We start from the raw sequence: 22,568 nt of genomic DNA, 5'->3' as shown, positions 1-22,568 counted from the left end.
TCAACTTTATTCAAAAAATCGCAAAACCTGATTATTTACCTGAGATTTTGCATTTTCAGTCCGAAGTACCTGCTGTGCAGCTTTGGTAGGTGGAGAATTGCAATGCATTGGGTTTAACCTATAGCCATAGATTTGAGCTGCATCTGATGCAGTTGCGCGTAATATCCTCCCAACTCAAGTAAAGCTTCATGGCTGCCCTCTTCTTTGATTTCTCCTTGATGCAAGACTATTATTTTATGCGCTTTTTGAATGGTGGAAAGCCTATGTGCAATCACAATAGATGTCCTGCCTTTCATCATTTTTTCAATGGCTCCCTGAATCAGTTCTTCAGTTTCGGTGTCTACTGATGAGGTAGCTTCATCCAGGATAATGATTTCAGGATTATACACCATTGCCCTTACAAATGAAATCAGCTGTCTTTGGCCAACAGATAAGGTAGCACCTCTTTCCATCACGTTGTAATCTAGCCCTCCCGGAAGTCTTTCGATGAACCTTTTGGCACCGACCAACTCTGCAGCTTCCATTACTTGCTCCCTGCTGATGTCTGGATTACCTAATGTGATGTTATAATATATAGTGTCAGAAAATAGGAATACATCCTGTAAGACTACACCAATGTGTTTTCTCAATGTTCCCAATTCAAATTCACGGATGTCAGTTCCGTCTACCTTAATGATGCCTTTATTTATCTCATAAAAACGACTGATCAGGTTGATGATAGAGGATTTACCCGCGCCAGTAGCGCCTACAAGAGCAACCGTCTCCCCATGTTTGACTTTGAAATTTATGTTTTTGAGTACCCATTCCTCATCATTGTAAGCAAACCAGACGTCTTTTACATTGATGTTGCCTTTAATCCTTTCTGGTTTGAAATTTCCTTCATTCGGAATTTGATCCTTGGATTCTAACAATTTGAATATCCTTGAAGAGCTTACCACTCCTAGTTGTAAGGTGTTGTAGCGATCAGCAATCATCCTTATCGGACGGAAAAACAACTGCAAATACATGATAAAGGATATCAGAACCCCCACTTGAATATCAGTGTCAAATACTCCTGTGGCGCCATACCATACAACCAGACCAATACCGATGGCTTGAATGATTTCTGCTACAGGGAAATAAATTGAGTAATAAAGAACTGACTTAATATGTGCTTTTTTATGATCTGTATTGATATCCTTGAATTTATCGTATTCCCTTTTTTCTCTATTGAAAATCTGCACGATGTTCATTCCCGTGATGTGTTCTTGCAAGAAGGAGTTCAGGTTGGATACTGCATTTCTGACATCATTGAAGGCGACTTTTATCTTCTCTTTAAAAATGTAAGTGGATATAATCAAGAGAGGTAATGTGCACAAACTCACCAAGGTCAGTTTCCAATCGATGTAGAACATTACTCCGAGTATGGTCACCAACTGCAATAGGTCTCCGATAATTGCAGCCAAGCCTTCACTGAACACATCTGCCAAAGTTTCTATATCTGAGATGTTTCTAGTGACTAGCCTGCCAATGGGAGTGTTGTCAAAAAATTTGAGGCGCATTTTGAGTAAATGCTTATATAATTTGATCCGGATATCCTTGATAATTACCTGTCCAATCCATCCTGATATATAGGTATGTGCGAATTGGACTATAGCCTGTAAAACCAAAAGGAAAATCAGCAGATAGATGATTTTCACCAATCCGGGACCGTCCCCCACAGCAACATAGTCATCTATTGCAACTTGGATGAAATAGGGTCGGGTAGGAGCCAATATAGCCAAAGCTATTGTGAGAAATATCAAAAAATAGAATTGTCCTTTGTAAGGCTGTACAAACCTGTAAAGCTTTCTAAGTACCTCGGTGTCTATGATCTCACCGCTTTTGACATTTTCTTTATCCAGACTCAATGGTTCGAAATTTTAAATAAATATATCCTCAGGATAACTTACCCTACAAAGGTATAACCCTTTGGCCGGTGCTGAAGATTTTGCGTTAGTTCTGTTTTTACTTTCGATAATTACTTTGAAATCATCAAGACTAATTTTACCCAGCCCCACTTCCATAAGGGTGCCTACTATGGCACGTACCATTCCTCTTAGAAATCGGTTGGCAGTTATATGAAAGAACAATTCGTGTCCTTTTTGTTCCCAAAAAGCCTGTTTTATTTCGCAGCGGAAATTATTGACTGCAGTTTTGACTTTGCTGAAGCTTTGAAAGTCTTCATATTCCAAAAGCATTGATGCAGCCTCATTCATTTTTTGTACATCTGGCATTTGAAACAGTAGCCAAGAAGACTCATGATCAAAAGGGTTTTTTCTCAAATTGCATTTATACAGATACTCACGTTCTACCGCATTGAACCTGGCATGCACATCCTCCTTGACTGGGATCAAATCATATATTGCGATGTCCTTCCCTAAGATTCCATTAAGCTTCTTGAGAAAAGAAGGTCTGTCCAATGTTGTGTCACTGTCAAAATGAGCAAATTGTTGACTGGCATGCACGCCTGTGTCTGTTCTGCCACTACCTTGAATCGACGTAGGTTTTCCCAAAAGTAGAGAAAGTCCTTTTTCTATTTCTGCTTGTACAGAATGTGCATTTTTTTGCGTCTGCCAACCATGAAAGTTATTGCCATTGTAGGCTAGTTCCAGAAAATACCTCTTCATTTCCATATTTGCATGGCAAAGATACTATTCCAAGTCAAAATTAAGCGCGCTTTTATACAAACCTTGCGATTCAGCAAATAACAAGTTTTCTTTGTCTAAATTTTAAAAAGACATGATACAAAGAATTCAAACAGTATTTCTATTCTTATTGATGGTAGCAATGGTTTTGGTGATGTTATTCCCCATTTGGCAGCAAGTAGATCCTGGACAGGTACAATTGATGACCTTGACAGCATGGAGTCTAACTACCGTGGATGTGACGAGTCAAGAAGTGATTGCCAGCGAATCTAAGGTGATGGTTATAGGTATTTTAGCACTTGTCTCTATTGGATTAGCGGCTTTCAGTATTTTTTCATATAAAAATAGGGGAAAGCAAATGATGATCAACATGTTCAATTCACTTGCAATGGTAGTCAATGTTGGGTTCATTGTATACTTTACTTATTCAGCCAATGCTGATTTTAATCCTCAAGTAAATGGAGCCTTTGTATTAGGCTTTTGGGCCATTTTTGCGGCTTTGGTAATGAATATGCTTGCCAATAGATTTATCAAAAAGGACGAAAATCTCGTCAGATCAGTGGATAGAATTCGATAATTCAGTTAGTAATAAAGAAAAAAAGGCCAGCGGGATATTTCGCTGGCTTTTCTTTTTAATATTAGGGATCCAACTAGAGCAACATGAAACAAGAAACTGCAGCCATTCACGCTGGAAATATTGTAACAGATAGTAACAAGCCTGCTGTCCAGCCCATCACAACATCCACCACTTTTCTTCATCAGGAGGATTCTTTAGTATATTCCAGAGCCAATAATCCCAACAGGATGGCTTTGGAAAACCTTTTGGCAAAGCTGGAATTCGGAGAAGATGCTGCCGCTTTTTCATCAGGAAATGCTGCAGGGATGGCAGTATTTCAGTCGCTTGAGCCAGGAAGTCATATTGTAGCACCTGATGACATGTATCATGGATTAAGGGCCCAATTGGTTCAGATGTTTCAAGGGATTCATTCAGTGAGTTTCGTGGACATGACCAATCCGGACAATATAGCGGCGGTTATTAAACCAGAAACCAAGTTGATTTGGGTGGAAACACCCTCTAACCCTCTTTTGAAGATTTCGGACATTAAGAAAATTTGTTCTATAGCGTCTGAAAGAAAAATCAAAGTGGCGTGCGACAATACTTTTGCTACTCCAGTATTTCAAAACCCATTGTTACTAGGTGCAGATATTGTCATGCACAGCAGTACCAAATACTTGGGCGGACATAGCGATATCTTGGGCGGTGCTTTGGTGACAAAGAAGATGGATGAATTTTGGGAGAAAGTTAAATTTGTCCAGAAGACGGGGGGGGCTGTTCCTTCACCTTTTGACACATATCTATTGTGCAGAAGTATCAAGACACTTTCCTATCGTATGAAAGGGCATGTCGAGCATGCTGGAATTTTGGCAGAATACCTTTTTCACCACCCTCAGGTAGAGGCTGTATATTATCCTGGATTGAAATCACACCCAGGGCATGAGGTAGCGGCTTCTCAAATGTCTGGATTTGGTGGAATGCTTTCTTTCTTGGTGAAAGGTGAAGCCGATGATGCTGATCGGGTTATTTCTAAATTAAAGTATTATACCAATGCCACCAGTTTGGGTGGAGTGGAAAGCCTGATTGAAAGGAGAGCAGCATCGGAAGGGCCAGATAGCAAGACCCCTCCAAACCTAGTAAGGTTATCTGTGGGCCTCGAGCATGTAGATGACTTGGTGGAGGATATGGATCAGGCTTTGGGTAAATAGAAAAAAGGCTGTATCAACAGCCTTTTTTGTACTGTAAGTGATGGTTATTTAAAAAAATAGGGTAGTATAAGCAACTTTCGCTAAAGTATGTTAATACCACCAAAGAAATATATGTTTTTTGACTTTTTAAAATTTTTCACCAACTATTTTTCATTTCAATAAAATTTTAGTCTAATAAAACTTATCCTGCCCATCCTTCTCTATCCAAACTCCTGTATTGAATAGCTTCAGCGAGGTGTTCAACTTTGATATTTTCTGATTGGGCAAGGTCGGCAATGGTTCTTGAGACTTTAAGAATTCTATCATATGCCCTTGCAGATAGTCCTAGTCTTTCCATCGCTGTTTTCAACAGTGTCTTACCAGCCTCATTGATTTGGCATACTTCCTTTACCATATGGGAAGGCATCATAGCATTACAGTAGATTTCAGGTTTTTCTTTGAACCTTTTCACTTGAATATCTCTCCCTATTATTACACGATCTCTGATGGATTTACTGGATTCTGTTTTTCGAGTAGAAGTCATTTCATCAAACTTCACAGGCGTAACTTCCACGTGGAGGTCAATCCTGTCCAAGAGTGGGCCACTGACCTTATTCAAGTATCTCTGTACAATTCCAGGGCCACATACACATTCTTTTTCAGGGTGATTGTAGTAGCCACAAGGACATGGATTCATACTGGAAATCAGCATAAAATTAGCCGGATAGTCCACTGAAATCTTGGCTCTAGAAATTGTCACTTTCCTTTCTTCAAGAGGTTGACGCATTACTTCTAGCACTGTTCGTTTGAATTCCGGTAATTCATCCAAAAACAAGACACCATTGTGGGAAAGGGAGATTTCACCTGGTTGAGGGTTACCTCCTCCGCCTACCAAAGCCACATCTGAAATGGTGTGGTGCGGAGAGCGGAAAGGCCTTTGGGCAATGAGAGAAGCGTTTCTGCCAAGTTTCCCAGCCACTGAGTGGATTTTTGTAGTTTCCAGTGCTTCCTGCAAAGTAAGTGGAGGGAGGATTGATGGCAACCTTTTGGCTAGCATGGTTTTGCCTGCTCCAGGAGGGCCAATCATGATGACATTGTGACCACCTGCGGCTGCAATCTCCATTGCTCTTTTGATATTTTCCTGGCCTTGCACATCTGCAAAGTCAAACTCATAATTCTCCAACGAATTGAAGAACATATCCCTGGTGTCTGTGACTAAAGGGGTGATTTCCAGAGTCCCTTCCAAAAATTCAATTGCTTCCTTTACTGAATTGACTCCGATGATGTCAAGGTTGTTGACAATGGAGGCCTCGGTAGCGTTTTCGATCGGTAGGATAAATCCTTTGAAGCCTTGTTTCCTTGCTTCAATGGCAATTGGCAAGACTCCTTTGACAGGCCTCAACTGGCCGTCAAGAGATAACTCTCCCATGATGACATACTTGTCTAGCTCAGGAAAAACGACTTGTTCTGAGGCTTGAAGTATGCCTAAAGCGATCGGTAAGTCGTAGGAAGAGCCTTCCTTGCGGAGGTCAGCCGGAGCTAAGTTGATGACGACCTTCTGCCTGGGCATACGGAAGCCGAAATATTTGAGAGCAGACTCCACACGTTGTTGACTCTCCTTGACAGCACTGTCTGGTAAACCTACCATGTAAAAACTAGTACCTTGACCTACATTGACCTCGATAGTGATCAGTTTGGCATCTACACCGGATACCGCACTGCCAAAAGTTTTTGCTACCATTTAAGCTATTTTAGTTAAACAAAAAAAGGAATCCTTACAGATTCCTAAATTAATATTTTTGGGACAAAATCCTATTATTTGAAGTTTTGCCTTGGCCTCAGGTTGGGTGATTCTTTCCCCTCTTCTGATTTATTGATTTTATTTTCGAGTTTGTTCAGTTTGATTCCTTTTTCAAGATCATATAGTGTGGCTTTCAATTCTTTCTTCTCAGCTTCCTTTTTTGAAATCTCCTCATTCAGGCTGTTTTTAAGCATGTGTTCTGTGCCAAATGAGACCAAATACAGGATGAGTCCAACCAAAAGGAAGTATACTACAGTGCCTGATTTGAGTTCTTCTATTCCGAACAAACCTTTGATTCCGTTGAATGACAGGAAAAAGACTATACTTATTGCGAAAAAAAGAAGCACTAAAAGTTGTGCTATTTTATTGACTTGTTTCATTGGTATTGGGTTGTTAATGATTCTTTGGACAATATACTAAACAGACTGCATGGTAGAAAGATTCCGATAAAGTCCTTTCTGTTCCATGAGCTCTTGGTGAGTGCCCCTTTCAATAATCTCACCTTTTTTGATGACGAGGATTTCGTCAGCATGCTGAATAGTACTCAATCGGTGGGCGATGACAAGGGTGGTTCTGTTGGCCATCAAGTTGGTCAAGGCTTCCTGTACCAGCTTTTCTGATTGGGAATCTAGAGCAGAAGTAGCCTCGTCTAAGATCAAAATCGGAGGGTTTTTTAAGACTGCCCGGGCTATACTCATTCTCTGCCTTTGACCGCCGGAAAGTTTTGAACCCCTTTCTCCAATATTGGTATGATAGCCATTTTCCAATTGAATGATAAACTCATGTGCATTGGCAATTTTCGCGGCTTCTATCACTTTTTCTTCGGAAATGTTTTCCAAGCCGAAAGCAATATTGTTGAAAACAGTGTCATTAAATAAAATAGACTCCTGGGTAACTATGCCCATCAAGGATCTTAAATCGAGTATGTCCAGATCACGGATATCTTTTCCATCCAGTGTGATTTGGCCAGAAGATGGATCATAAAACCTAGGCAACAAATCTGCCATTGTAGATTTCCCACCACCAGATGGGCCTACCAATGCCACTGTTTTGCCCTTTTCCAAAACAAAATTGACATCTTTGAGAACAGTTTCCTTTTCATATTTGAAAGATACATCTTTGAAAATCACGGATTTTTCAAAGGAGTTTACCTTCACAGGTTTGTCAGTGTTGTTAATCTTACTTTCAGTATCTACCACTACAAAGATTCTGTCCGCTGAAGCCAATCCCCTTTGAATGCTACTGGCAGCTTTGGAAATTTCCTTGGCAGGATTGAGTACCTGAGTGAAAATGATGATATATGTTATGAAATCGGACGCACTCAACTCAGAACTATTACTGAGCACTAAGTTTCCTCCATAGACCAAGATACCGGCAACAACAGACACTCCCAAAAACTGGGAAATCGGAGAGGCCAGCTCATTTTTTTTGGCCATAGAGACATTGACCGAAGAGTAGAACTCCGTTTCTTTATTGAATTTTTCTCTGATGTATTTTTGAGCTCCAAAAGCCTTGATTACACGCATTCCTGAGATGGTTTCGTCAAGGATATTCACAATCCGACCAAGGGATTCTTGACTTTCTACAGCTTTTTTTCTGAGCCTTTTGGTGATGGTACCGATGATGGCTCCGGAAATAGGGATGACCAAAATGGTGAAAAGGGTTAGTTTGACCGACATCATAAACAATACTGCAAAATATAGGATAATGGTCGCCGGCTCTTTGAACACCACCTTGAGGGATTGTACCACCATATTTTCCACTTCCTGAATATCGTTGGTGATTTTGGACATCAGGTCTCCTTTTCTTTCACTCGAAAAATAGCCTATGTGCATGCTTGAGACGCGTGTGAAAATTTTCATCCGCATTTTTTGGATGATTTCAGCACGGACTTTGGCCAGCACTACGCCAGATAGATATGTGAAGAGGTTGGATAAAAAAACAGAAACCACAATGATGATGCAGACATATACCAATGTCCCGAATTTGCCATAGGTCTCTGCTGTCTGAAGGAAATAGTAATTGAACAGATGAATAAAGTAATCTAAGGAAAAGTTGAAGTCAGGCTTTGTCAAATACCTACTCATGGCATCGGGCTCCACCTGCTCGAAGATGACATCAAAAAGTGGCTTGAGAAGTGTGAAATTCAGCAATCCAAAAATGATTGCCAGTAAGGTGTAAATGATATAAACAGGGAAGTACCTTCTGTAAGGTTTGGCAAAGGAAAGTATCCTGAGATAAGTATGCATTCTGTCAATTTCGGTTTAAGGCCGCAAGTTAAACATTTTATACCCAAATCAGGTGACCTTAATAGTTGAAGTCGTTTCTGACCATATTTACCCTAAGTGACAGTTGGGTAAAGGAGGTGTTTCTCATCTGATCCTCATTTTCGATTTTTTGGTTTCTTATCGAATGACTCAAATCAAGAAACACATTTTGTCGGACCATATAGCTCAAGTTGAGATTTGCCATCAAGACCCTATTCTCTACACCCTGACCTATGACATTCCCGAAAAGACCTATCCCCGTATTTGGGTTTGTGCGGTCTTTCAAGATGTTTTTACCATAGTTGATATCAGCGGATGGGTCATCTCCAAAGTATTGATAGAGCATAGTCAAATTGGTAAAAAGTCTAGGGATGGGCTGGTACCTGACAATGGCAACCGCTTCTCTGAAATTTGCACCTAGGGGATGTGTCAAAGGTGTCCTGTAATTTGTAAATGATTGGTTTTCGAATTTTTCTTGAAAGGTATATGGTCTTACCTGATTGTATTCCAATTGCAAATCCAGGTTATTTACTTTAAATGCATTGATGTACTTGTAGCCAGCCTGAAGGGCGTGCTTGTTTCGAATCGAGTTTGGACCATCGATTCCAAAAAACTCTCCAAATACAAACTCATCTAACACAAACTGTCCATAAAGCTGCATGCCTGGAGTGAAATTCCATTTGAAATCAGTACCCAACATTACTTTGTCTGGAGTACCGAGTTGATGTTCTACCCACCTGTAAAAAATCAAAGGATTGAGGTAATTCCAGTCAAATTGATTCTTCATTACTGATTCAAAAACTCCCACATTCAGCTTCTTTCCGATATTGATGCCAAGACGGTGGTGCGAAAACCATTTTTGTGGATAGCGGTCATCGGTAGGCCTTCCGACAAAATCATATGTGACATCAGCTGTCTTTTGAGACCATAGATTGGTGAAATTGAATTTCCAGATTTTGGTATTCAGTTTCACAAAAACGTAAGGGTTCGAAAAATCGGATATGATCAAAGACCTGTATCCTTCACCTACAAAGTTTCGATCATGTCCAAACTGTGCTTGAATGCTTTTACTAATATTAAAATTCACATGACCCATGGCAGAAAAATAGCCATATCCTTCACCTTCATATCTTTTCCAAAAACCTTCTCCGGGAACCGCTCCGGACTGTTCTACATATTCTTTGACCCAAGAAGGAAATATCGTCTGGGTGGTAGTGAAGTAAGTGTAGAATGACACCTTTCTGTCAATGCTTCCCCTGAATTCCACACCTCGACTGTTTCTCATTCGGAAGTTGTCTTGATTGGGCTCTATTCCTCCTGAAAGATATATCACAGGGTTGATATGAAAGTCAAATATCGAATCCCTGTAATGGAAAAAATCAGATGGTTTTCTGTAAATGCCTCCTAATATTGGATTTCTGGAATTTTCAGTTTCCCTATCGATAAATTCCCAATTGTCATTGCTAAGATAATTGATGTTAAATCTATCTGTTTTGGATTGAATTAGATTTCCTTGGGCCAAAGTATCCAAATAAGCGCCCACCTGATCTCTTCTGTAAGGCTTAAAGCCAGTGTGGAAAATCTGGTTATTTTTCCCTTCCAAGATTTCATATCGCTCCAGAAGATGGTAATAATCTCTGTTGTAAGGAATATAGGCCCCTTGGGAAAAGCTTTCCAATTGTAACAAAAGAATCAGGAAAAAAGAGAGGGTAAGGTGTTTTCTCATATGGACGATAGCATTTTGTAAATCTAAAAAAAGTATGGTAAAAATAAAGCCCTTGCAAAAAGGGGTAGGAAAAAGCAAAAAGCCAACAGTATGTTGACTTTTTGAAAATTGCAATGTGGAATTAAGGACTTTGCCGAATCGATCGAATGAGGGACCTCATGAAACGTATATTTCAAAACAGTCTGCCTTTTTTATTCTCTGAGAAGAATTAAATCATCAGGCAAGACTGAGGTCTTCGTTTTCCTGGCCAGAGAAATTTATTTTTCTAGAGGTATACATGGTAATGGACAAGGCAATAAACAGTCCGATACTTCCTATCAGCAATGCGAAGTCCTGTTGTTTGATAATGATAAATATGAAGATGTAGAATATTGAAAGTAGTGTTGTGAAGATTCCGATTTCTTTCCACTTTGTGAAAATTGAACGTGAATAAAACCCAAGAAGGACAACTATAGCCAAGCTCGCTATCCAATATGCAATGCCAAATCCAAGATGTTCAGATAGCGCAATTAGTAAAGTGTAATACAATACCAATGCAAACCCAATCAATGAATATTGAATAGGGTGGATTTGCGATTTTGTAATCAGCTCCATTAAGTATAAAGCTAAAAAGCTTAAAGTAATAATAAGTATGGCATACTTAGATGTACGTGTGCTTTGTTGGTATTGATCTACGGGATTGACCAAAGTTAGGCCAAAGGCACTTTGATTCAAATCAGGAATGTATCCTTCAAATTCTTGCCCAAATGGGCGGTTGAAATGTAGGATATTCCAATTGCTACTAAAGCCGGCTTCAGTGACTTGTCGTGATTCAGGTAGGAATTCACCTCGAAAACTTGGATTTGGCCAATTGCCCGTCAGGTTTAGATTAGTTGTTTTGCCAATGGGAATTAGAGAAAAATCTTTACTGCCTTTCAAGATCATTTCACCTGTGAAACTAAGGGATGAATTATTGGGGTCAAGTTGAATTCTAGATAATAGCCCTTTGTTTTCACCGTTCCTTTCAGAAAATGGCTCCAATTCTAATGGTTTTTCATTCACTTTAAAATTTGGACTTCCGCTTAATCCTTTCAGGTCACTGATGCCTATCATGAGGCTGGCTTGATTCCAGTATATGTTTTTTGATGGGAGATTCATTTTCTCAAGTTCAAGAGAGTCGAATTTGACATCAAAAGAAAGCGTATTGGTATATACAACCACATCAAAAATCCCCCTGTGCAATAATTGGGCTTCAATGTTTCCAGATAAGTTCAATTGCTCGGGTAGGATATATTTAGTCTTATACTCCTTGACGATTTTCTTTTCACCATTAGTTATTACTTCTTTCAATTCAAAGTAAGGTAGGCTCAAATAGGGACCTAAAATAGTCTGATCCTGAGACCATTTTCCCCTGATGTCTTCTTCTGCTTCAGAGAGGCGAAGTTGCCTTTCTTCAATCAGATCCAAAGTGAATTTTTGTGGAATCAACAAGGCTAGCGCAATCAATCCTATTATCAGAAGTTTGGTACTGGCAGATTCTGCAAAATCAAATCTATTGGAGTTGAACGTTTGTGTTTTTGGTTTTTGATCCATGATTTTCGAGGTTAAGTATATAGTGATTTGTAAAGTTTTCTGATTGAGTTAATCCCAATGTCCAGTAAAATTGAAGGCTATAATGGCGCTGATCCAAAGTGACACGAGGTAGATAATTATGCTGAAAATAATGGCAAATACTTTTTTCGTGCCCACTCGGTACCGGTGGAAAACCAGCAGAAAAAAAATGGCTCCACCTAAAGCTCCCCCAAGAGGAATGATGGTCATAGGATAGATCATCCAAGTCTCAAAATATTCCTCTTTGGTAAGAATGATGAATAGTAAAAAGGCCAAGGGGAGGCTTCCACCAATTATGGTGGGTAGGAGAACCCTTTGAATAAGTAGTTTTCTGGAGGGAGAGGAAGGGTGCATGGTTCTTGTGATTTAAAATGATATATAAAATGAAAGTACTTTGTAATTCAAAGTGGATGAAGAAATTTTTTTAGCTTTTGTTTTCATTGATTAGATTTTCAAGAAATTCGAGGTGTAATTTGAAAGCTTCCCTACCGGCGTTTGTGGCAGAATAATTGGTAAGGGGTTTTCTTCCGATAAATGATTTTTGGACATAGATATATTCAGAACTTTCAAGATTTTTTAAGTGGGAAGCAAGGTTGCCATCTGTCACTTCAAGAAGCTCTTTGAATGAATTGAAATCAAACTGCTCGTTGACCATCAAAATGGACATGATCCGTAGTCGGATTACATTTTCAAAAGCCTTATCGTAATTCCCCTTCACTTTATCTGTCGTATTTGTAGTACATCATAGAGCCATAAACTACATGCAACAAGCCAAATCCAAGGGCCCAAGTGATCAAACCGTAACCAGGAAAGAATGCAGAGATAATCCCTAGAATAAGTTCGCCATATCCCAGATATTTGATGTCACTGTGGGTGAATTGGGAGGCATTGACCAATGCTAAACCATAGAAAATCAATGTTGAAGGGGCAACCACAATCAAATAACCTCTGAGTACTAAGGCCAAGCAAAATATTCCACCAACCAAAACCGGGATAAATAAAGCTTGCAAGAAACGCTTTCCTGCAGGAGTCCAGAGATTGGTAGAGAGTCGTTGGCTCTTCTTACGGCTGAGAAAGTATGCACTGCCTATTGAAAGCATCAAAATTATCAATGCCAGTGCTATGAGTTTGGCGAAAACAGCCGCGTCATCAATGAAGGTAGTCCTGAACCCGTATGGAGGGTTTGGATAATAAATCCAATAATATGCCAGACTGACACCAAGTAAGGCATAGATACCTGCCAATACTCCGGACAACCCGCTCAATGAGAGGAAGCGTGTGCTTCTTTCCATCATGGATTTAATTTCAGCTAATTCCTTTTCAGCATTTTTCATTTTAAAAGTACTTTGAGTTACAAAGTAAATCAAATATTCCAAATTTGATGCTGCATAGTAAAAATTTAACAAGAATTAAATTTCATTTAATCCCTCAAATAGTTCATCCAAGTCCAAGACAAATCCTTTTATACATTTAGATGGAACAAAGTCTCCTAGAGTAAAAAGTCTTGACGGTATATATTTCTTTTCTACCAAAGTGTACACCAAAAGCGTTTTTTCATAAGGATGTATGATCCAATATTCTTTGACGCCACTTTCTTCATAGACTTCATATTTGTTTTGAAGCTCTTTTTTATTGTTACTAGGGGAAAGGATTTCCATAATCAAGTCGGGTGCTCCAACACAACCCAACTCGTCGAGTTTCTCCGGATCGCAGACGACGCAGATATCAGGTTGGACAACGGTGTTGATGTCTTTATGCTTCTTGGATTTGACAGGTAGACGGACATCAAACGGGGCTGAGAAAACTTTGCACTTTTGTCCTTTTAAAATCCCGAAAAGCTGATAAGTGATTTTTATTGAAATTTCCTGATGGATTCTCCTTGGCGCAGCAGCTGCCTGCCTAAAAACCTCACCCTTTATCAGTTCGACCATATGGTCAATCTCCCAATTCAAGTAATCGGCATATGTGTACCTGCCGTATTCGGAATAGGGTTCTTTGACAAGATTTTTTTCTTCTTCCTTTTCCATAAAACTAAGTTTAACTAAAAAGTAACATGCAAGATAAACCTTACTCTAAACCTTCAAATAGTTCATCCAAGTCCAAGACAAATCCTTTTATACATTTAGATGGAACAAGGTCTCCTAGAGTAAAAAGTCTTGACGGTATATATTTCTTTTCAACCAAAGTGTACACCAAAAGCGTTTTTTCATAAGGATGTATGATCCAATATTCTTTGACGCCACTTTCTTCATAGACTTCATATTTGTTTTGAAGCTCTTTTTTATTATTACTAGGGGAAAGGATTTCCATAATCAAGTCGGGTGCTCCAACACAACCCAACTCGTCGAGTTTCTCTGGATCACAGACGACGCAGATATCAGGTTGTACAACGGTGTTGATGTCTTTGTGTTTTTTTGATTCTACAGGGAGACGCACGTCAAAAGGGGCTACATATACCTTACAGGTCTTACCTTTTAAAAGGTTGCCCAACTGTGATCCAATCTTCAGCACCAGTTCCTGATGGATTCTCCTTGGCGCAGCTGCTGCCTGCCTAAAAACCTCACCCTTTATCAGTTCGACCATATGGTCAATCTCCCAATTCAAGTAATCGGCATAAGTGTACCTGCCGTATTCGGAATAGGGTTCTTTGACTATATTTTTTTCTTCTTCCTTTTCCATTTGCCTAATTTACAAAAAGTTAAATATACTTGATCAACGTAAGAAGCGGCACTTATTTTTTCAAAAGAGCAGGAAAAACGTTATCATTTTGAAAAAAATGGTTGCGTAGGATGTTTTGTCTGAAATTTGTTTTAGGCTCGATGAGATTTAGAATATTGTTCTGATTTTTAAGATAAATGTTGTCAAACACCCAAGAAAATTATGATGGTTAATCAGCTAAGTATTTTGAAAATCCATTCCTAAGTATTTAATTTCAAATATAGTTTATCTTTTATCCATTTGTTGTTTGCTTCCAGGGTTATGAAAAATCATGTTTTTTTCTTTGGGATTTTGTTCTTTTTGATGTCCCAATCTGGTTTTGGCCAATCGTCCGAATACCAATCTTATTACAGTCAGAGCAATTACATAGATCTTCCTGTGGTGACCTTAAAAGAGAATTTTTTTGGTAATCCAATATATTTTATTGAAGGAGAAAAAGTAAAGGCTTCAGAAGTCCGTGCCTATATGGAGATTATGCCCGGAGATGCGAATGACTTTTCCCAAACCCATACCAAAGCGATCACAGGTACAGCTATCTCGCTGAGTGGGCAATTATTGATTTTTGGTGCTTTAGGGTATGCCTATGACAATAGAAATAGGTTGAATAATCAAATCGTAGGGAATTGGTTTATAGCTACCACTGTAGGTGGGGTAGGAGGAAGCGTAGGTAGGATTATGAACAGACAAAGTGTGAGAAAAGTCAATACCCTAATAGAAAACCACAATTACTTGATCAGACAGGATGAATTGACCAAGCCATATTTGAAAATGGATTTCCGGAATAATTTTTTAGGAGAAAAAATTGACATATATGATGGCCCAAATCTATTGAGTAAAAACAGGATCAATCAGTATATGTTGGATTATCCTGAATTTGAAGAGTATTTTAAGAAGTCACAAAGAAACCAAAACTGGAGTTTAGCTATGGGGTTACTGGATTTAGCTTCCACTTTTGTATTTGTGGGATATATTCTCTCACCTCAAATACAGTCTTCAGCTCCTAGCAATATCCTTTTACCTTTGACTATCGCCAATGTTGGTATTGGTGTTTCTGGTGGATTGTTCCGAAGAGCTGCAAGAAACCAGACCCGAGTAGCCTTGATGAAATTCAATTTTGGAGACGAATTTGTCGATTATTGAAAAAGAGATTTGAAGAAATTCGTTTGATATTTCCCTCATTTTCAATTGTTATAAACTTCCTAAACCACCTTTTCACTATCAAAAGACCGATAAATAGAAGAAAGAAGTTAGTTGAGTCAATTATTTTTAGATTGAGTTTGGATACATTTGGAAAAAGGGATAACTTTGTGCCTCATTTGTGAAAAGGGATCAAAGAAAAATAGCTATACAATGAAAAAAGACATTCATCCAAACTACAGAGACGTCGTATTTTACGATACCTCCAGCGAATATAAATTCATCACCAAGTCTACTATCGAAACTAGTGAGACAATTACTTGGGAAGATGGTCAAGAATATCCAGTTTACAAGATAGAAGTAAGCTCCAATTCTCACCCATTTTACACTGGTAAGAAAATGATGTTGGATACTGCTGGTAGAGTTGAGAAATTCAACAGAAGATACGCAAAGAAATAAGAGTTTCGAAAAGAACTCAAGCTAAAAGTCTCCCGGAATCGTTTTTCCGTGAGACTTTTTTATTTTTGTGCCATGGACAATATTATTTTATTCGATGACCCCACAATTAGAGGGTCTTTGCTGCCTTTTACTTTTACAAGACCCGTAGCTGATATCCGGATTGGGATTCTGAAAATTTCTGAAAAATGGCAGGTTACCACAGGAAAATCAATTTCCTATCTCACACAAGACTACTTAAGTACAAAATTCTCCTGTAATTCAGGGAATGCCATGATGGTAAACGGTGCCCTGTGTCCTAATGAAACGCTTGTCCAAGAAATTTTAAAATTGGAAAGAGGCCAGGCTTTATATCAGGACAATATTCTTTTGGCATGTATAACGGAAAATGGAGAAGCTTTTCAACCTGAACAGGTAAAGGATTTTCAGAAAATCCAAACTGCAGCTGAATCGAATATCATCCAAAAGTCATGGAATATATTCCAATTCAACGCTTCTGAGCTTAGGAGCGACTTTCAGCTAATTACTAAAGGTAGAGGTTCCTTGCCCATTTCAGATCCTCACACTATCATTTATGGTAAAGAAAACATCTTTATAGAAGAAGGGGCAATTGTCAAAGCTGCAGTTCTTAATGCTGAGAATGGTCCAATATATATCGGCAAAAATGCTGAAGTACAGGAAGGGGCATTGATTCGTGGTCCATTCGCACTCTGTGAAGGTTCAGTTGTCAATATGGGAGCAAAGCTTAGAGGCGATACTACTGTTGGTCCTCATTCCAAAGTGGGTGGAGAAATATCCAATTCAGTGATTTTTGGCTACAGCAACAAGGGGCACGAAGGATTTATGGGGAATTCTGTGATAGGTGAGTGGTGTAATCTTGGAGCTGATACCAACACTTCCAATCTCAAAAACAACTATGCTTCTGTCAAAATCTGGGATTACACCAAAGGAGGATTCACCAATACAGGCTTACAGTTCTGCGGGCTAATGATGGGAGACCATGCAAAGTGCGGTATCAATACCATGTTCAATACAGGTACGGTGGTAGGTGTCGGTGCAAATGTCTTTGGTGATGGTTATCCACGCAACTTTATTCCATCTTTTTCATGGGGAGGGGCTGCCGGTTTTAGTACTTTTCAGGTAAGGAAATTTGAAGAGACTGCCACTGCTGTGATGAAAAGAAGAAAGCTTGAGTATGGAGATGAGGAAAAAGAAATCATCAAAAAGGTTTTCGAATTGACGAGACATTATCGTATTTGGGACAAAGAAGGTTAAATCAATTATGCTGTTTTCAAGTATTCCAGGACTGACTGAGGTCAAGGAAAAAATCATTCAAGCGGTTAAAAATAACCACCTTGCGCACGCTTTGCTTTTTCATGGCCCAGAGGGTTCGGCAAATCTTAAAATGGCATTGGCATTGGCAACATACCTGCATTGTCAAAACCCAAAAGATGATGATTCCTGTGGGGAATGCCCTTCTTGCCAGAAAATGGCAAAGCTTGTTCACCCCGACATGAATTTTGCTGTACCTGTCCCTGGAGAAGGAAAGGAAGATAAGGAAGAAAAGAAAAAATTAGATCCTGTAGCTGCTTTCAGGTCATTTGCCATACAGAATGGGTATGGGAATATTTCTGATTGGGTATACCAAAATGACTTTGAAAAAAAGCAACTCAACATTTCAAAAAGTGCCGCCAGGCAATTGATCAAAACACTTTCACTAAAGTCCTTTGAGGGAGGTTTTAAAATTATGCTGATTTGGGCACCGGAGTTTATGAATGCTGCTTCGGCAAATTCACTTTTAAAGATCTTGGAAGAACCACCCGAAAAGACGGTGTTTCTTTTGGTGACTTCTCAGCCCGAACAGTTACTGACTACAATCTTGTCCAGGACTCAAAAAGTTATGGTCAGGGCTTTTACAGATCAGGAAATAATGGATCATTTGGTGGCAGAAGAGATGAGCAGCAGAGAGGGGGCAGTTCAGATAGCGCCATTGGCAGATGGTAACCTTCGTGAAGCCTACCGAATGATCGATCAGGTTGCAGATGAAAATACTGTTTTGATCAGAGATTGGTTCAGGGCTTGTTTTCAGATAGACATCAACCAGATTTTTGGCTTTGTAGAGAGTTTTAGCATAAGAGATAAAGAAGCCCAAAAGTCCCTATTACTTACAGGTATAAATGTGCTTCGGGAAGTCATGCTTGACAAAGCACAAGTGGTTAACCTTATGCGGAGTGCTGACACAGACAGAGATTTTATTCATAAATTGGGTTCTCATGTGCTTGATGGTGATAAACTCAGTCGAATTTATGAAATACTTAATTTGGCATATTACCACCTAGAAAGAAATGCAAATATGAAAATCATGTTTGCGGACCTTTCATTTCAAATTGCAAGGGTCATGAAACCAAAACAAACAGCTTCTTGATGAAAAGATTGATTGGAAGAAGAGAAAGGATTTCCCTACCGGAATGGGGACTGAAGAATGTGACAGCAAAAGTTGATACAGGAGCATACACTTCTTCAATTCACTGTCAGGATATTCAAGAGGTCGAAGAAGCTGGTAAAAAAGTATTGATTTTTCAATTATTAGACCCTTCGCAAAGGAACTTTAGTGAAGGGAAAATCAAAACAGAGTTTTATACCCAAAAAAAGGTTAAAAATTCTTTTGGTCAGGCGGAAATCAGGTACAAAGTGAGCACAGAAGTGCTTATGTTTGGCGAAGTTTTCCAAGCGGAATTTACATTGACAGATAGGTCAAAAATGAAGAACCCAATACTTTTGGGCAGAAAGCTTCTTCAGGGCAGGTTTGTAGTGGATGTAGCGGAAGTCAATCTATCTAAAAAGTCTTTAAAATGAAAATTGCAGTATTATCTAGAAATCCCCATCTCTATTCAACAAAAAGACTTGTGGAAGAAATCAAGGCAGCCGGTCATGAATCGCTGATCGTTGACCATTCGGTCTGCGACCTGATCATTGAGCAAACGGGGCCTTCAATCTATTATAAAGGGGAGAAGCTTGAAGGCATAGATGCCATCATCCCTCGTATAGGAGCTTCGGTTACTTTTTACGGCACAGCTGTAGTAAGGCAATTTGAGTTAATGGGGACATTTTCTGCAGTTGAATCACAGGCTATTGTGCGGAGTAGAGATAAACTTAGGAGTTTACAGATTCTTTCGAGAGCAGGTTTGGGAATGCCCAAGACAGCTTTTACCAATTTTTCCAAAGGGGGAGAAAAAGCCCTTATTGAAAGGGTAGGAGGGGCACCATTGATCATCAAGCTTCTGGAAGGAACTCAAGGACTAGGTGTGGTTTTAGCAGAAACGAAAAAAGCCGGTCAGTCCGTAATTGAGGCTTTCCATGGTTTGAAAGCAAGAATTATCGTGCAGGAGTTCATCAAAGAGGCCAAAGGAGCGGATATCCGGGCATTTGTTGTCAACGGTAAAGTGGTTGGCGCCATGAAAAGACAAGGTGCGGAAGGTGAGTTTAGATCCAATCTTCACCGTGGTGGCAAAGCAACCATCATCAAGCTTTCCCGAGCCGAAAAAACAGCTGCCCTTAATGCGGCAAAAGCGCTTGGCCTGGATATAGCTGGAGTTGATATGCTTCAGTCTGAAAGAGGGCCACTTATTCTGGAAGTCAATAGTAGCCCGGGTTTGGAAGGAATTGAAAAAGCAACAGGAGTTAATATTGCAGCTGAAATCATAAAATTTATTGAAAGTTCTGTTAATAAACAGCCTTCAAAAAGAAAACTAAAAAATGAACCATAAAATCAGGATAGGAACTAGAGGAAGTAAATTGGCACTTTGGCAAGCTTATCATGTTGAAGATCTGCTGAAAGCAAAAGGATTGGAATCCGAAATCGTCATTATAGAAACCAAGGGAGATAAAGTCCTCGATGTTTCGATAGCTAAAATTGGTAGTAAGGGGGTATTTACAGAAGAACTTGAGGATCAATTGGCTTCGGGTGCTATTGATATTGCTGTTCATAGTGCCAAAGACATGCAATCATCACTGCCTGAAGGCTTTGAACTGATAGCCTTTACTGAAAGAGAAAAAGTGAATGACATCATCCTTAGTCATCATAGAGATATTGATTACAAAAATCCTGAAAAGCCACTTGTTTTGGGGACTTCATCAACAAGACGGGTTGCTACTTTGAAACATTATTATCCTCATGTCAAGACAGTGGAAGTGAGGGGGAACCTTCAGACTAGAATCTCGAAAATGGAGTCTGGAGTCTGTGACGCCTTACTACTGGCATTTGCAGGAGCACATAGAATGGGCTATGATGATATGATCTGCCATGAATTGTCTTTGGAGGAATTTACGCCGGCAGTAGGGCAAGGTTCTGTTGCAATTGAATCCTCTGTCAATCTTGATCCTGAGTTAAAGAAATTGATTGTAGAGGCTTGCCATCATAAAGAAACAGGCTACAGGCTTCTAGCGGAAAGAGCTTATTTGAGGGTTTTAGAGGGCGGTTGCAGTATTCCTGTATTTGCCTTGGCTACCCTTGAAAAAGATTCCTTGAAGATCAAAGGAGGAATAGTAAGTCTCTCTGGTGACAAAAGAATAATACATGAAGTGTCCGGAGAAAAAACTGAAGCTGAAAGTATCGGTAAAAAGCTGGCAGAAATGGTGTTTGCCAGTGGTGGAGATCAAATTTTAAAAGACATTAAATCGGCGCTAAACAAATGAAAAACATACGATTTTGGTTTGTGATCCTATTCTTGGGATCTTTTTTATTTTCTTGTGCTACTGAAAAGGATTACTTGATCAAAATAGAAACTCGGCATGGTGATATGTATGCTGTGTTTTTTGATGAAACGCCAAAGCACAAACAAAATTTTATAGAATTAGCACAAGCGGGCAGATTCGATTCCACTGAGTTCCATCGGGTCATTCCAGAATTCATGGTGCAGGGTGGAGATGTATTCGGGAAAGAGCAACTGCCAGAAGAAGACTGGTATACATTACCGGCTGAAATCAAGCCTGAATTCATTCATAGTAAAGGAATGATAGCTGCCGCTCGTCAAGGTAATAATGTCAATCCTGAAAGAAGGTCCAGTGGTTCTCAGTTTTACATTGTCCAGGGGAAAGTGTATACAAAAGCGGAATTGATCACGGATATGAAATTATTGTCAGAGACCTTTTTCAAGTATATCCAATTGAGTAGCAATGCTGAGCTCAAAGACAAGTACAGAGAGATGTATGAAGCAAAAGAATTTGATGCTCTCAATGAAATGATGTTGGCAGAAAAAGAGAATTTGGAGTCCTTTTTTAATGTAAATCTTGAAAAACCAATGACTCCTTTACAAGTGGAGGCTTATACTTCTGTGGGTGGTACTCCTCATCTCGACAATGAATACACTGTTTTTGGTCAGGTGATCAAGGGTTTGGAAGTGATGGAAGCTATTTCCAAAGAACAGACTGGGCCTAGGGACAAACCTCTTGAACCAGTTCATATGAAAGTTAGCGTAGAACAACTACCTAAAACTACTATTACAAAGGAGTATGGGTACGAATACAAACCACAATGAAAAAGATATTAATTACTGGCGCTAATGGCTTACTCGGGCAGAAATTGGTTCAGAAGCTTATGGGGAAGGAAGATCTTCATCTCATAGCTACAGGAGTAGGGGCTTCTAGGCTTCCTGCATCTTGGTCAAGTGGATACACTTGGGAGAGTATGGATATTACTGACCCTGATATTGTTAATTCAATTGTAGGGGAGTATCAACCAGATTGTATCATACATACTGCTGCCATGACACAGGTAGATGACTGCGAAAATCAGAAAGAAGCCTGTTGGAAAGCCAATGTAGATGCTGTAGCCAATATGATTTCGGTTTGCGAACAGCATGATATACACCTTGTACATCTGTCCACAGATTTTATTTTTGATGGTGAAAATGGTCCCTATGATGAAAAGGCCATTCCAAGACCGGTGAACTACTATGGAGAAGCCAAATTGGAAGCGGAAAGATTAATCAATAAATCAAAGTGCAGATGGGCTATTGCACGGACTGTTTTGGTCTATGGTTTGGCCGCTGATATGAGCAGGTCAAATATTATACTTTGGGTAAAAAAATCTCTGGAAAGTGGAAAGCAGATCAATGTAGTTACAGATCAATGGCGTACACCTACTCTGGCAGAGGATCTTGCAGATGGTTGTATTTTGATCTTTGAACATGGAGCTGAAGGTATATTCAACATTTCAGGTGAGGATTTTCTCACTCCATACGATATGGCCATGCAGACGGCCACCTATTTTGGGTTGGATCATTCACTTATTAATAAGGCCGATTCCAGTAATTTTTCACAACCCGCGCAAAGACCACTCAAAACAGGTTTCATAATTGAAAAGGCAAAAAGTCAATTAGGCTATAATCCCAAAAGTTTTATGGATGGAATTGGTATTTTATCAAAACAACTTAAATTAGCCGATTCTTAAAAAAATCATATTT

23 protein-coding genes are annotated in these 22,568 nt (G+C 39.4%); 11 read left to right on the top strand and 12 right to left on the bottom strand.

Annotation, left to right across the window (positions count from 1 at the left end; genetic code table 11):
* Nucleotides 1–113: 113 nt before the first annotated feature.
* Nucleotides 114–1,889 carry an ABC transporter ATP-binding protein gene (locus CLW00_RS05825; RefSeq protein WP_106132730.1) on the bottom strand — a complete coding sequence of 592 codons (1,776 nt, stop codon included), beginning with the start codon at nucleotides 1,887–1,889 and terminating at the stop codon, nucleotides 114–116.
* Nucleotides 1,890–1,901: 12 nt separating this feature from the next.
* Nucleotides 1,902–2,654, bottom strand: coding sequence for a tRNA pseudouridine(38-40) synthase TruA (gene truA, locus CLW00_RS05820; RefSeq protein WP_106132729.1), 753 nt, complete (start codon nucleotides 2,652–2,654; stop codon nucleotides 1,902–1,904).
* A 106-nt stretch (nucleotides 2,655–2,760) separates the two neighbouring features.
* Between truA and CLW00_RS05815 the strand changes: the two genes are divergently transcribed.
* Nucleotides 2,761–3,243, top strand: coding sequence for a DUF4293 domain-containing protein (locus tag CLW00_RS05815; protein ID WP_106132728.1), 483 nt, complete (start codon nucleotides 2,761–2,763; stop codon nucleotides 3,241–3,243).
* 83 nt (nucleotides 3,244–3,326) lie between these two features.
* On the top strand, nucleotides 3,327–4,430 hold the full coding sequence (locus tag CLW00_RS05810) for a trans-sulfuration enzyme family protein (RefSeq protein WP_106132727.1): 1,104 nt from the start codon (nucleotides 3,327–3,329) through the stop codon (nucleotides 4,428–4,430).
* A gap of 181 nt (nucleotides 4,431–4,611) precedes the next feature.
* Here CLW00_RS05810 and CLW00_RS05805 read toward each other — a convergent pair whose 3' ends face one another.
* The 10 genes from CLW00_RS05805 to CLW00_RS05760 all read right to left on the bottom strand — a co-directional run bounded on the left by CLW00_RS05805 (nucleotide 4,612) and on the right by CLW00_RS05760 (nucleotide 14,472).
* Entirely contained in the window at nucleotides 4,612–6,150 is a 1,539-nt protein-coding gene (locus CLW00_RS05805; RefSeq protein ID WP_106132726.1) for a YifB family Mg chelatase-like AAA ATPase, read from the bottom strand.
* Nucleotides 6,151–6,224: 74 nt separating this feature from the next.
* Entirely contained in the window at nucleotides 6,225–6,590 is a 366-nt protein-coding gene (locus CLW00_RS05800; protein ID WP_106132725.1) for a hypothetical protein, read from the bottom strand.
* A 36-nt stretch (nucleotides 6,591–6,626) separates the two neighbouring features.
* Nucleotides 6,627–8,459 carry an ABC transporter ATP-binding protein gene (locus CLW00_RS05795; protein ID WP_106132724.1) on the bottom strand — a complete coding sequence of 611 codons (1,833 nt, stop codon included), beginning with the start codon at nucleotides 8,457–8,459 and terminating at the stop codon, nucleotides 6,627–6,629.
* A gap of 58 nt (nucleotides 8,460–8,517) precedes the next feature.
* Nucleotides 8,518–10,203, bottom strand: a complete 1,686-nt coding sequence (locus CLW00_RS05790) for a hypothetical protein (protein WP_106133062.1) — start codon at nucleotides 10,201–10,203, stop codon at nucleotides 8,518–8,520.
* Between the two features lie 216 nt (nucleotides 10,204–10,419).
* Entirely contained in the window at nucleotides 10,420–11,775 is a 1,356-nt protein-coding gene (gene creD, locus CLW00_RS05785; RefSeq protein WP_106132723.1) for a cell envelope integrity protein CreD, read from the bottom strand.
* A 48-nt stretch (nucleotides 11,776–11,823) separates the two neighbouring features.
* Complete coding sequence (locus CLW00_RS05780) at nucleotides 11,824–12,147, bottom strand: hypothetical protein (protein WP_106132722.1); 324 nt, start codon at nucleotides 12,145–12,147, stop codon at nucleotides 11,824–11,826.
* A gap of 70 nt (nucleotides 12,148–12,217) precedes the next feature.
* Nucleotides 12,218–12,511 carry a winged helix-turn-helix domain-containing protein gene (locus CLW00_RS05775; RefSeq protein WP_245917181.1) on the bottom strand — a complete coding sequence of 98 codons (294 nt, stop codon included), beginning with the start codon at nucleotides 12,509–12,511 and terminating at the stop codon, nucleotides 12,218–12,220.
* 1 nt (nucleotide 12,512) lies between these two features.
* A complete protein-coding gene (locus tag CLW00_RS05770; protein WP_106133061.1) occupies nucleotides 12,513–13,127 on the bottom strand; it encodes a hypothetical protein in 615 nt (204 codons plus the stop codon).
* Nucleotides 13,128–13,202: 75 nt separating this feature from the next.
* A complete protein-coding gene (locus CLW00_RS05765; protein WP_106132720.1) occupies nucleotides 13,203–13,820 on the bottom strand; it encodes a Uma2 family endonuclease in 618 nt (205 codons plus the stop codon).
* 40 nt (nucleotides 13,821–13,860) lie between these two features.
* Entirely contained in the window at nucleotides 13,861–14,472 is a 612-nt protein-coding gene (locus tag CLW00_RS05760; protein ID WP_106132719.1) for a Uma2 family endonuclease, read from the bottom strand.
* Between the two features lie 300 nt (nucleotides 14,473–14,772).
* Here CLW00_RS05760 and CLW00_RS05755 point away from each other — a divergent pair, with 300 nt between their 5' ends.
* From CLW00_RS05755 to CLW00_RS05710, 9 genes are all read left to right on the top strand, one after another.
* The gene (locus CLW00_RS05755) at nucleotides 14,773–15,651 is read left to right on the top strand and encodes a hypothetical protein (protein ID WP_106132718.1); all 879 of its coding nucleotides are present in this window, start codon (nucleotides 14,773–14,775) and stop codon (nucleotides 15,649–15,651) included.
* Nucleotides 15,652–15,861: 210 nt separating this feature from the next.
* Nucleotides 15,862–16,107 (top strand): type B 50S ribosomal protein L31, encoded by a 246-nt coding sequence (locus tag CLW00_RS05745; protein ID WP_106132716.1) that lies wholly within the window; start codon nucleotides 15,862–15,864, stop codon nucleotides 16,105–16,107.
* A gap of 72 nt (nucleotides 16,108–16,179) precedes the next feature.
* The gene (locus tag CLW00_RS05740; RefSeq protein ID WP_106132715.1) at nucleotides 16,180–17,379 is read left to right on the top strand and encodes a GlmU family protein; all 1,200 of its coding nucleotides are present in this window, start codon (nucleotides 16,180–16,182) and stop codon (nucleotides 17,377–17,379) included.
* A 7-nt stretch (nucleotides 17,380–17,386) separates the two neighbouring features.
* The gene (locus tag CLW00_RS05735; protein WP_106132714.1) at nucleotides 17,387–18,529 is read left to right on the top strand and encodes a DNA polymerase III subunit; all 1,143 of its coding nucleotides are present in this window, start codon (nucleotides 17,387–17,389) and stop codon (nucleotides 18,527–18,529) included.
* A complete protein-coding gene (locus CLW00_RS05730) occupies nucleotides 18,529–18,960 on the top strand; it encodes an ATP-dependent zinc protease family protein (RefSeq protein WP_106132713.1) in 432 nt (143 codons plus the stop codon). Before CLW00_RS05735 ends, CLW00_RS05730 begins: the two co-directional genes overlap by 1 nt.
* Nucleotides 18,957–19,871, top strand: coding sequence for a 30S ribosomal protein S6--L-glutamate ligase (rimK, locus tag CLW00_RS05725; protein ID WP_106132712.1), 915 nt, complete (start codon nucleotides 18,957–18,959; stop codon nucleotides 19,869–19,871). Before CLW00_RS05730 ends, rimK begins: the two co-directional genes overlap by 4 nt.
* Nucleotides 19,861–20,799, top strand: coding sequence for a hydroxymethylbilane synthase (gene hemC, locus CLW00_RS05720; RefSeq protein ID WP_106132711.1), 939 nt, complete (start codon nucleotides 19,861–19,863; stop codon nucleotides 20,797–20,799). Before rimK ends, hemC begins: the two co-directional genes overlap by 11 nt.
* Nucleotides 20,796–21,641, top strand: a complete 846-nt coding sequence (locus CLW00_RS05715) for a peptidylprolyl isomerase (protein WP_106132710.1) — start codon at nucleotides 20,796–20,798, stop codon at nucleotides 21,639–21,641. Before hemC ends, CLW00_RS05715 begins: the two co-directional genes overlap by 4 nt.
* Nucleotides 21,638–22,555, top strand: a complete 918-nt coding sequence (locus CLW00_RS05710; RefSeq protein WP_106132709.1) for an SDR family oxidoreductase — start codon at nucleotides 21,638–21,640, stop codon at nucleotides 22,553–22,555. Before CLW00_RS05715 ends, CLW00_RS05710 begins: the two co-directional genes overlap by 4 nt.
* Nucleotides 22,556–22,568: the final 13 nt, after the last annotated feature.

It is taken from the genome of Mongoliibacter ruber, assembly GCF_003003005.1.
Lineage (GTDB): Bacteria > Bacteroidota > Bacteroidia > Cytophagales > Cyclobacteriaceae > Mongoliibacter > Mongoliibacter ruber.
Note: the sequence above shows the minus strand (reverse complement) of the source record. Positions and strands in the feature narration are given on the sequence as shown.

What these genes read in the sequence shown, in the direction of transcription:
- CLW00_RS05735 (WP_106132714.1), top strand. Translation starts at nt 17,387, where the DNA reads ATGCTGTTTTCAAGTATTCCAGGACTGACTGAGGTCAAGGAAAAAATC.
- CLW00_RS05815 (WP_106132728.1), top strand. Translation starts at nt 2,761, where the DNA reads ATGATACAAAGAATTCAAACAGTATTTCTATTCTTATTGATGGTAGCA.
- CLW00_RS05810 (WP_106132727.1), top strand. Translation starts at nt 3,327, where the DNA reads ATGAAACAAGAAACTGCAGCCATTCACGCTGGAAATATTGTAACAGAT.
- CLW00_RS05805 (WP_106132726.1), bottom strand. Translation starts at nt 6,150, where the DNA reads ATGGTAGCAAAAACTTTTGGCAGTGCGGTATCCGGTGTAGATGCCAAA.
- rimK (WP_106132712.1), top strand. Translation starts at nt 18,957, where the DNA reads ATGAAAATTGCAGTATTATCTAGAAATCCCCATCTCTATTCAACAAAA.
- CLW00_RS05780 (WP_106132722.1), bottom strand. Translation starts at nt 12,147, where the DNA reads ATGCACCCTTCCTCTCCCTCCAGAAAACTACTTATTCAAAGGGTTCTC.
- hemC (WP_106132711.1), top strand. Translation starts at nt 19,861, where the DNA reads ATGAACCATAAAATCAGGATAGGAACTAGAGGAAGTAAATTGGCACTT.
- CLW00_RS05755 (WP_106132718.1), top strand. Translation starts at nt 14,773, where the DNA reads ATGAAAAATCATGTTTTTTTCTTTGGGATTTTGTTCTTTTTGATGTCC.
- CLW00_RS05790 (WP_106133062.1), bottom strand. Translation starts at nt 10,203, where the DNA reads ATGAGAAAACACCTTACCCTCTCTTTTTTCCTGATTCTTTTGTTACAA.
- CLW00_RS05745 (WP_106132716.1), top strand. Translation starts at nt 15,862, where the DNA reads ATGAAAAAAGACATTCATCCAAACTACAGAGACGTCGTATTTTACGAT.
- CLW00_RS05730 (WP_106132713.1), top strand. Translation starts at nt 18,529, where the DNA reads ATGAAAAGATTGATTGGAAGAAGAGAAAGGATTTCCCTACCGGAATGG.
- CLW00_RS05740 (WP_106132715.1), top strand. Translation starts at nt 16,180, where the DNA reads ATGGACAATATTATTTTATTCGATGACCCCACAATTAGAGGGTCTTTG.
- CLW00_RS05760 (WP_106132719.1), bottom strand. Translation starts at nt 14,472, where the DNA reads ATGGAAAAGGAAGAAGAAAAAAATATAGTCAAAGAACCCTATTCCGAA.
- CLW00_RS05770 (WP_106133061.1), bottom strand. Translation starts at nt 13,127, where the DNA reads ATGAAAAATGCTGAAAAGGAATTAGCTGAAATTAAATCCATGATGGAA.
- CLW00_RS05715 (WP_106132710.1), top strand. Translation starts at nt 20,796, where the DNA reads ATGAAAAACATACGATTTTGGTTTGTGATCCTATTCTTGGGATCTTTT.
- CLW00_RS05800 (WP_106132725.1), bottom strand. Translation starts at nt 6,590, where the DNA reads ATGAAACAAGTCAATAAAATAGCACAACTTTTAGTGCTTCTTTTTTTC.
- CLW00_RS05765 (WP_106132720.1), bottom strand. Translation starts at nt 13,820, where the DNA reads ATGGAAAAGGAAGAAGAAAAAAATCTTGTCAAAGAACCCTATTCCGAA.
- truA (WP_106132729.1), bottom strand. Translation starts at nt 2,654, where the DNA reads ATGGAAATGAAGAGGTATTTTCTGGAACTAGCCTACAATGGCAATAAC.
- CLW00_RS05795 (WP_106132724.1), bottom strand. Translation starts at nt 8,459, where the DNA reads ATGCATACTTATCTCAGGATACTTTCCTTTGCCAAACCTTACAGAAGG.
- CLW00_RS05710 (WP_106132709.1), top strand. Translation starts at nt 21,638, where the DNA reads ATGAAAAAGATATTAATTACTGGCGCTAATGGCTTACTCGGGCAGAAA.
- creD (WP_106132723.1), bottom strand. Translation starts at nt 11,775, where the DNA reads ATGGATCAAAAACCAAAAACACAAACGTTCAACTCCAATAGATTTGAT.